This is a genomic window from Mesorhizobium sp. M7A.F.Ca.CA.003.01.2.1, from assembly GCF_003998945.1.
Classification (GTDB): domain Bacteria; phylum Pseudomonadota; class Alphaproteobacteria; order Rhizobiales; family Rhizobiaceae; genus Mesorhizobium; species Mesorhizobium ciceri.
The window spans coordinates 1-7,110 of the sequence record NZ_RZRA01000189.1 but is presented as its reverse complement, the minus strand read 5'-3'; the positions used below and the strand labels follow the sequence as shown (position 1 = coordinate 7,110).

The 7,110-nt window shown below is 63.8% G+C and carries 8 protein-coding genes and 1 pseudogene; 5 read left to right on the top strand and 4 right to left on the bottom strand.

Features of this window, described 5'->3' with window-relative positions:
* Positions 1 to 167: pseudogene (locus EN969_RS35955) on the top strand (3-oxoacyl-ACP reductase); the annotation flags it as partial.
* Positions 168 to 268: 101 nt separating this feature from the next.
* Here EN969_RS35955 and EN969_RS10470 read toward each other — a convergent pair.
* Both EN969_RS10470 and EN969_RS10465 read right to left on the bottom strand, forming a co-directional pair.
* Positions 269 to 643: a YciI family protein gene (locus EN969_RS10470; RefSeq protein WP_013529744.1), complete on the bottom strand. Its 375-nt coding sequence runs from the start codon at positions 641 to 643 to the stop codon at positions 269 to 271.
* Positions 644 to 795: 152 nt separating this feature from the next.
* On the bottom strand, positions 796 to 1,980 hold the full coding sequence (locus EN969_RS10465; RefSeq protein WP_024502719.1) for a pyridoxal phosphate-dependent aminotransferase: 1,185 nt from the start codon (positions 1,978 to 1,980) through the stop codon (positions 796 to 798).
* An 83-nt stretch (positions 1,981 to 2,063) separates the two neighbouring features.
* Between EN969_RS10465 and EN969_RS10460 the strand changes: the two genes are divergently transcribed.
* The 4 genes from EN969_RS10460 to denD all read left to right on the top strand — a co-directional run bounded on the left by EN969_RS10460 (position 2,064) and on the right by denD (position 5,025).
* Entirely contained in the window at positions 2,064 to 2,750 is a 687-nt protein-coding gene (locus EN969_RS10460; protein ID WP_063170329.1) for a GNAT family protein, read from the top strand.
* Between the two features lie 10 nt (positions 2,751 to 2,760).
* Positions 2,761 to 3,729 (top strand): cation diffusion facilitator family transporter, encoded by a 969-nt coding sequence (locus EN969_RS10455; RefSeq protein WP_063168938.1) that lies wholly within the window; start codon positions 2,761 to 2,763, stop codon positions 3,727 to 3,729.
* Between the two features lie 89 nt (positions 3,730 to 3,818).
* Complete coding sequence (locus EN969_RS10450; protein WP_013529748.1) at positions 3,819 to 4,031, top strand: hypothetical protein; 213 nt, start codon at positions 3,819 to 3,821, stop codon at positions 4,029 to 4,031.
* Between the two features lie 16 nt (positions 4,032 to 4,047).
* On the top strand, positions 4,048 to 5,025 hold the full coding sequence (denD, locus tag EN969_RS10445) for a D-erythronate dehydrogenase (protein ID WP_024502716.1): 978 nt from the start codon (positions 4,048 to 4,050) through the stop codon (positions 5,023 to 5,025).
* A 25-nt stretch (positions 5,026 to 5,050) separates the two neighbouring features.
* On the opposite strand, the gene EN969_RS10440 is transcribed toward denD, so the two are convergent.
* Together EN969_RS10440 and EN969_RS10435 are read right to left on the bottom strand one after the other, a co-directional pair.
* Positions 5,051 to 6,268 carry a nickel/cobalt transporter gene (locus tag EN969_RS10440; protein WP_013529750.1) on the bottom strand — a complete coding sequence of 406 codons (1,218 nt, stop codon included), beginning with the start codon at positions 6,266 to 6,268 and terminating at the stop codon, positions 5,051 to 5,053.
* Complete coding sequence (locus tag EN969_RS10435) at positions 6,265 to 6,933, bottom strand: DUF1007 family protein (RefSeq protein ID WP_027161413.1); 669 nt, start codon at positions 6,931 to 6,933, stop codon at positions 6,265 to 6,267. Before EN969_RS10435 ends, EN969_RS10440 begins: the two co-directional genes overlap by 4 nt.
* Between the last annotated feature and the right edge of the window lie 177 nt (positions 6,934 to 7,110).

Below are 7,110 nucleotides of genomic sequence, written 5' to 3'. Positions count from 1 at the left end.
TGACGGTCGGTGTGCCGCAGGCCAATGGCTCGATCGCAGCCGAAGCGGTGATGGATGTTCAGCGCGTCGCCGACGCCGTCGTCCACATGGCCAGCCTGCCGCTCGACGCCAACGTGCTGTTCATGACCGTGATGGCGACCAAGATGCCGTTTGTCGGGCGTGGGTGAGCAGCCCGGTTCGCGTAAGCGAATTCATCGTGCCAGTGGCACGATGAAAGGCCGGCGAACGCTGGGACGCTGCGAAGCAGCGGGGACCCAGCCGGATGGTTTTATTTCCCGGCCAGCGGCACGCCGGGCTTGAACAGCAGAATGGGCCTGATCTCGTAAACGGCGGTGGGATTGACGCGGCGAAGGTCGCGGGCGATCGCGATGGCCTCGTCTCGCGTGGCGCAGTCGACGACATAGAGCCCGAGCAACTGTTCCTTGGTTTCGGCGAAAGGACCGTCGATGATCACACCGTCGCCCGGGCCGCGCAGGGTGATGGCATCCTGTGTTGCGCCCAGACGCGCGGACGGCCCCAGCGTGCCTTCCTCATGAAGCCGGGTGTTGATCTTCAGCAGGTCGGCCATAAGTGCTGCATCTTCCTGCGGCGTCAGCGCCTTGATCGCATCTTCCACGTGATAGGCAAGGATTGCGTAGAACATTTTATGTCACCTGCTTCGATCCTGATCCAGGGAGCGTAGCGGTTCCCGACACGCCCGCCCAGCCTTGGCCGTGCGTGTCCGGACAGATCATGACACCATCATTGTCGCCAGCCGCAACCACCCGGAAAGAGGCCACCGGCCTGCTTTGAAGCCTACTTCGCCAGGAACGCTCCGATCCGCTCCAGCGCGCGCAAGATGTTCTCCTCGGAATTGGCGTAGGAGAGCCTGATATAGCCTTCGCCGAGAATGCCGAAATCGGGACCGCCGATCAGCGCCACGCCGGCCTCGTCGAGCAGTGCCGAGGCGAGCTTCTTGGCCTTCCAGCCGGTCTTCGAGACGTTGGGGAAGGCGTAGAACGCGCCCTTGGGCGTGATGCAGGATATGTTGGGCAGGGCGTTCAGTCCCTCGACGACGATCTTCCGGCGGCGGTCGAAGGCGCGCATCATCTCGTCGACGTCGTCCTGCGGGCCGTCGATGGCGGCGATGCCGGCAAACTGGCTCGGCGCGTTGACGCAGGACCAGCAATTGACCGCCAGCTTGCGCACCTTGTCGTAGAGATGGGCGCCCTTGTCGCCATTCGGCCAGATCGACCAGCCCATGCGCCAGCCGGTCATCGCCCAGGTCTTCGACCAGCCGTTGAGCACGATCAGCCGGTCGCGGATTTCGGGAAAGCCGAGCAGCGAGCAATGCGTCTCGCCATCATAGGTCATGACGTCGTAGATTTCGTCGGAGAGGATGGCGACCTGCGGATGCGCCTCCAGCCCCTTGACCAGTTTCTCGATCTCGGCGCGAGGCGTGACGCCGCCGGTCGGATTGGCGGGCGAGTTGAGGATCAGCAGCCTGGTCTTCGAGGTGATCAGCGCCAGCGTCTCCTCGGCCGAGAAGGCAAAGCCGTTTTCTTCGCGCATCGGCACGGGAATGGGTGCCGCACCCGTGAACTCGATCATCGAGCGGTAGATGGGAAAGCCGGGGTCCGGGTAGAGGATCTCGGCGCCGGGCTCGCCGAACATCAGGATCGCGGCGAACATGGTCGGCTTGCCGCCGGGCAGGATCATCACCGTTTCGGGCGATATCTCGACACCGGTGGTGGTCAGCGTGCGGCGCACCACCGCCTCGCGCGTCGCCAGCAGGCCATTGGCCGGCGTGTAGCCGTGATGGCCGTCGCGCAGCGCCTTGATCGCCGCCTCGACGATGTGCTGCGGCGTCTTGAAGTCGGGCTGGCCGATGCCGAGATTGACGATGTCGCGGCCTTGTTGGGCAAGTGCTGTGGCCCTCGCAAGCACGGCGAAGGCGTTTTCCTCGCCAAGGCGGTCGAAGGCCGAAATCGTGTGGAGCATTTTTCCCGTCCGTGTGGTTCTTGCTGTTGGGTCGCGTTTTTGTGAGCCTCAGCCCGCAAAAGTCAAACGGATTGGAGCATTCGGTGTCGGAAAATCTCAGGGATTGGCAACCGCGTCCGCGGCCTGAACGCAAGACCATCGACGGTCGATACGTCCGGCTTGAACCGCTGAGCGCTGCAAAACACGGCGACGGCCTCTATGAAGCGTCCTCCGTGTCCGATATCGACGACCGCTTCGCCTGGTTGCCCGATTATCCGCCGGAGACCCGCGCCGCCTTCCAGCCATGGCTGGACAAAGTCGAGGCCAGCGAGGATCCGCTGTTCTTCACCGTCATCGACAAGGCCAGCGGCAAGGTCGCCGGACGCCAGACGCTGATGCGCATCGATCCGGCCTACGGCGTCATCGAGATCGGCAACATCTATTGGGGACCGCTCATCTCGCGCAAGCCGGGAGCAACCGAAGCGCAGTTCCTGTTCATGAAATACATCTTCGACGGGCTCGGCTATCGCCGCTACGAATGGAAGTGCAACAACCGCAACGAGCCATCGAAGCGGGCGGCCGAGCGGTTCGGCTTCAAGTTCGAAGGCATTTTCCGCCAGCATCTCATCGTCAAGGGTGAAAACCGCGACACTGCGTGGTATTCGATCATCGACAAGGAATGGCCGGCGCTGCGCAGTGCCTATGAGGCGTGGCTCGATCCGGCCAATTTCGATGGCGACGGCCGGCAGAAGCGACGGCTCGAGGATTTTCGCGCGGAATTCGGCGCTTAGGAGTTCACTATTGGCACATACCCACGATCACACCGGGCACGGTCACGGCCCTGGTCATGTGCATGGCTCGACCGACAAGAAACGCGTTCTGATCGCAGCCTGCCTGACCGGCGGCTTCATGGTCGCCGAGGCGCTTGGCGGCATCCTCACGGGCTCGCTGGCGCTGCTGGCCGATGCCGGCCACATGCTCGCCGATTCGATCGCGCTCGGCCTTGCCTGGTATGCGTTTCATCTTGGCGGCCGGCCGGCGACCGTTCGCCTCACCTATGGCTTCGGCCGGGTCAAGACGCTGGTGGCCTATACCAACGGCATCGCCATCTTCGTCATCGCGCTGTGGATCGTCTATGAAGCCTGGGGACGCCTGCAGGCGCCGGCGCCGGTGCTTGGCGGGCCGATGCTGGTGGTGGCGATCCTCGGCCTGCTGGTGAACCTCGGCTCGTTCTTCGTGCTGCATGGCGGCGACCGCGAGAGCCTGAACATGCGCGGCGCCATCCTGCATGTGCTTGGCGACCTGCTCGGCTCGGCGGCGGCCATCGCGGCGGCGCTGGTCATCCTGGCGACCGGCTGGACGCCGATCGACCCGATCCTGTCGGTCCTGGTTTCACTGCTGATCCTCTACACGGCGTGGTCGCTGATGCGGGAGGCCGCCCATGTCCTGCTCGAGGGCGTGCCGCCAAGCCTCGACCGAGATCTGATCGCCAGGGATATCCAGACGACGATCCACGGTGTACGCGAAGTGCACCACATGCATGTCTGGTCGCTCGACGGGACCAGCAATATGGCGACGCTGCATGCCTGTCTAGACGAGGGCGTCGATGCGCATCAGGCGGTGAGTGCCGTCAAGAAGCGGCTTGCCAGCGAGCACGGCATCAGCCATGCCACCGTGGAACCGGAATTCGGGCAATGCGCCGACGATGGCGACGAGCACGACCACGGGCACGAGCATGAAGCGGCTGCATATCACGACCACCATCACTAGGACCGGATCGATCGATGTCGATCGTCCTGCCTCAGGAGTTGCAAAACCTTGAAAACCAGCTTGACGAACGCCCATCCTCCGGACGCGGCATGATGGACCGCGACACCAGGAACGCGGTCATCGCTGCCGCGTGGATCATGCTGCTGTTCGGTATAGGCGCCTACTATCTGCCGACCGTGATGCTGGCACTCGGCAGCCTTTCCACTGTGCTGGCCGGCGCCTTTGGCATCGTCTTCGTGCTGGCGTTCTTCTCGGTGTTCTGGCTGCGCGCCCGCAACCAGCGCAAAAACCAGGGTAAATAGGCAAGGGATCTTCGACATGCGCATTCTGATCACTGGCGCCGCGGGTATGGTCGGCCGCAAGCTCATCGCCCGGCTGGCCAAGGACGGGACGCTGCGCGGGGGCAAGATCACCGCGCTCGATCTCCACGATATCGTGCCGCCACAGGCGCCGAGCCTGGATGGCGTCAGCGTCACGCTGCACACCGGCGATCTCGCCGAAGCGGGTGCCACCGAGCGCCTGGTCGCATCGCGCCCCGACGTCGTCTTTCATCTCGCCGGCATCGTATCCGGCGAGGCGGAGGCGAATTTCGAACTCGGCTACCGCGTCAATCTCGATGGCACGCGCGCCCTGTTCGATGCCATCCGGGTGGCGGGCTTTGCGCCGCGCGTCGTCTTCACCTCGTCGATCGCGGTGTTCGGCGCGCCGTTCCCGGACGTCATTCCCGATGACTTCCATCCGACGCCGCTGACCTCTTATGGTACCCAGAAGCAGATGAGCGAAGCGCTGCTGGCCGACTATTCCAGGCGCGGGTTCTTCGACGGTATCGGCATCCGGCTGCCGACCATCTGCGTGCGGCCGGGCAAGCCGAACAAGGCGGCGTCGGGCTTCTTCTCGGGCATCATCCGCGAGCCGTTGAGCGGCCATGAGGCGATCCTGCCGGTGCCGCGCTCGGTCGTGCACACGCATGCCAGCCCCCGCTCGGCGGTCAACTTCCTGATCCATGCGGCGGGGATCGACGGCAGCGCTGTCGGGCCACGCCGCAATCTGACCATGCCCGGCGTCGCCGTCACCGTCGGCGAGCAGATCGAGGCGCTGGAACGCATCGCCGGGCCGAAGGCGGTAAGCCTGATCCGCGAGGTTCCGGATGACACGATCTGGGCGATCGTCAAGGGCTGGCCGACGCGCTTCGAGGCAAAGCGGTCGCGGGAGCTCGGCTTCAGCGCCGAAAAGAGTTTTGACGAGATCATCCGCGCTCACATCGAGGATGAGCTCGGCGGCAAGATCGCGGGTTAAACTCCGACCCTCGTGGCGTCGGGCATCATCCGCCGCTCGCCAGGCTTGCCGACAGCAGCAGCAGTCCGAACAGGAACACGAAGGCGGCGCCGCCGATCTCGACGATCGAGTGGATGCGGTTGCCCATGCGGCCGTCGCCGGCGAAATAGACCGCCCAGTTCTTGGCGGTCACCGCCAGCGTCGCCAGTGCCGAAACGGTGATGGCGGTGCCCAGCGACATTGCCAGCACCGACAGCAGGCCGCCGAGCCAGAGGCCGTTGAGCAGGGCGAAGCTGAGCACGATCAGCGCGCCGGAGCAGGGGCGGATGCCGACCGCCGCCACCGCTGTCCAGGCCGTGCGCCAGTCGAAGCGGTCGCCTGACAGCAGCGCCGGATCGGGTGCGTGCGAATGGCCGCAGGTGTCGCAGACTTCGCCGGCCGCGTGATCGTGATGAGCATGATCGTGTTCGGCATGATCGTGATGATCGTGATGATCGTGCGAAGGGCCGTGCACATGGTCATGCGCGTGCAGCGCGTGCGAATGGGCATGCGCCGAATGGCTGTGAGCTGCATGGGAATGGCCGGCATGCGAATGCGCGCCGTGCGAATGACCCCCATGAGAATGACCCCCATGAGAATGACCGGCGTGAGAATGGCCGGCATGAGCCGCCGACAGGCTGTAGGCCGGGCCCTTGCCGAACAGACGCAGGACGGCGGGGCCGAGTTTGCGCCACAGCAGCCAGGCGCCGAACAGGGTGACGAAGACAAAGCTCATGATCTCCATGAACCAGGCTGCGTCCGTCATCGAGACGGAGGTGCCGCGCAGGACGAAATAGGCGACCCCCATCACCGCGACCGCGGTCAGGCCCTGCAGCAGCGCCGAGACGAAGGACAAGAGGATGCCGCGCCGCAACGCCACTTCATTGGCCACCATGTAGGACGAGATCACCGCCTTGCCGTGACCGGGGCCGGCGGCATGGAAAATACCGTAGGCGAAGGACAGGCCGACGAGTATCCAGATCTTGCTGCCGTCCTGGCGCATCGCCTTCATCGCCGTTGCCAGCGCGCGGTAGAATTCCTGCTGCCTGAGATTGATCCACATCAGGATATGGGCGAACGGGCCGGTGGTGGGCGCCATGCCGTCATTGACGCCGATGCCGAGCGAACTCTGGGCATGAGCCGCGTCGGCGAAATGCATCATGGCGACTGTGAGGGCCAACAGGCCGAATGCCAAACGCAGGGACGGTTTCGTCACCGGCTTCATCCTTCTGGCTGACAGGTCAGTTCGAGCTTGGTGGCGAAGATCTTGCTCATATCGGTGCCGGTCGGGTCATTGAAAAAGGCATCGGTGAGGGTCTTCTGGTTTTCCTTGATGGCCTCGTCGGGGTCGGGACGGACCACCTTGCTGGTGCAGTTCGAGGGCAGGCCTTCGACCGTGATGTTGGAGTCCTCGGTGAAGTCGATCGCCGTGTAGAATGTCGGATCGTAGACGCCGATATCGATTTTGCCGTTGAGCTTGATCGGCACCTTCGGTTCGGACTCGAACAGGATGATCAGCTGGTCGTTGTCGAAATTGGCCATCAGATGCGGCGGCGGCGTCATCGCCACGTCCTTGCCGTCGACGGTGACGAGCTGGAAGTAGTTGAACTCCGCCAGCGAGGCATGAACGGTGTCGGCGACTTCCTTCAGCTCCTTGTCGTCGAGCTTCAGGTCGGAGTTCTTGTCGAATTCCATCATCACCGTCGAGGAAAACAGGTCGTCGAAGCGCCAGAGATGACGCAGAGCCTTCACGCTTTGGTGATCGGGGGAGAGGATCACATCGAGGCGAGCCTCGGCGAAGACGTGTGGATGCACGTAAGCGGGTCCAGTGGCGGCAAAGCTAGCCGCCAAGGCCGAAGCCAGCATGATTGCGTGCCGTTTCAGGTGCATTCTCGGTCGCGATTCCCTAGGCCTCGGAAGAGTTGCCGAGAGTTACCAGAAAGGGGGCGAAATTGGGACCGCTGCTCGGCTGAAGTGGGTCAGGCAACTTCACGCGTCCTGAACCACTGCACCAGGAAGTCGACGAAAACGCGGACCTTGGCCGGCAGATAGCGGCGGTGGGGGGAG

Excerpts from the sequence above, each read along its gene's own strand:
- EN969_RS10470 (WP_013529744.1), bottom strand. The coding sequence starts at position 643 with ATGTTCTACGCAATCCTTGCCTATCACGTGGAAGATGCGATCAAGGCG.
- EN969_RS10450 (WP_013529748.1), top strand. The coding sequence starts at position 3,819 with ATGATGGACCGCGACACCAGGAACGCGGTCATCGCTGCCGCGTGGATC.
- denD (WP_024502716.1), top strand. The coding sequence starts at position 4,048 with ATGCGCATTCTGATCACTGGCGCCGCGGGTATGGTCGGCCGCAAGCTC.
- EN969_RS10435 (WP_027161413.1), bottom strand. The coding sequence starts at position 6,933 with ATGCACCTGAAACGGCACGCAATCATGCTGGCTTCGGCCTTGGCGGCT.
- EN969_RS10465 (WP_024502719.1), bottom strand. The coding sequence starts at position 1,980 with ATGCTCCACACGATTTCGGCCTTCGACCGCCTTGGCGAGGAAAACGCC.
- EN969_RS10440 (WP_013529750.1), bottom strand. The coding sequence starts at position 6,268 with ATGAAGCCGGTGACGAAACCGTCCCTGCGTTTGGCATTCGGCCTGTTG.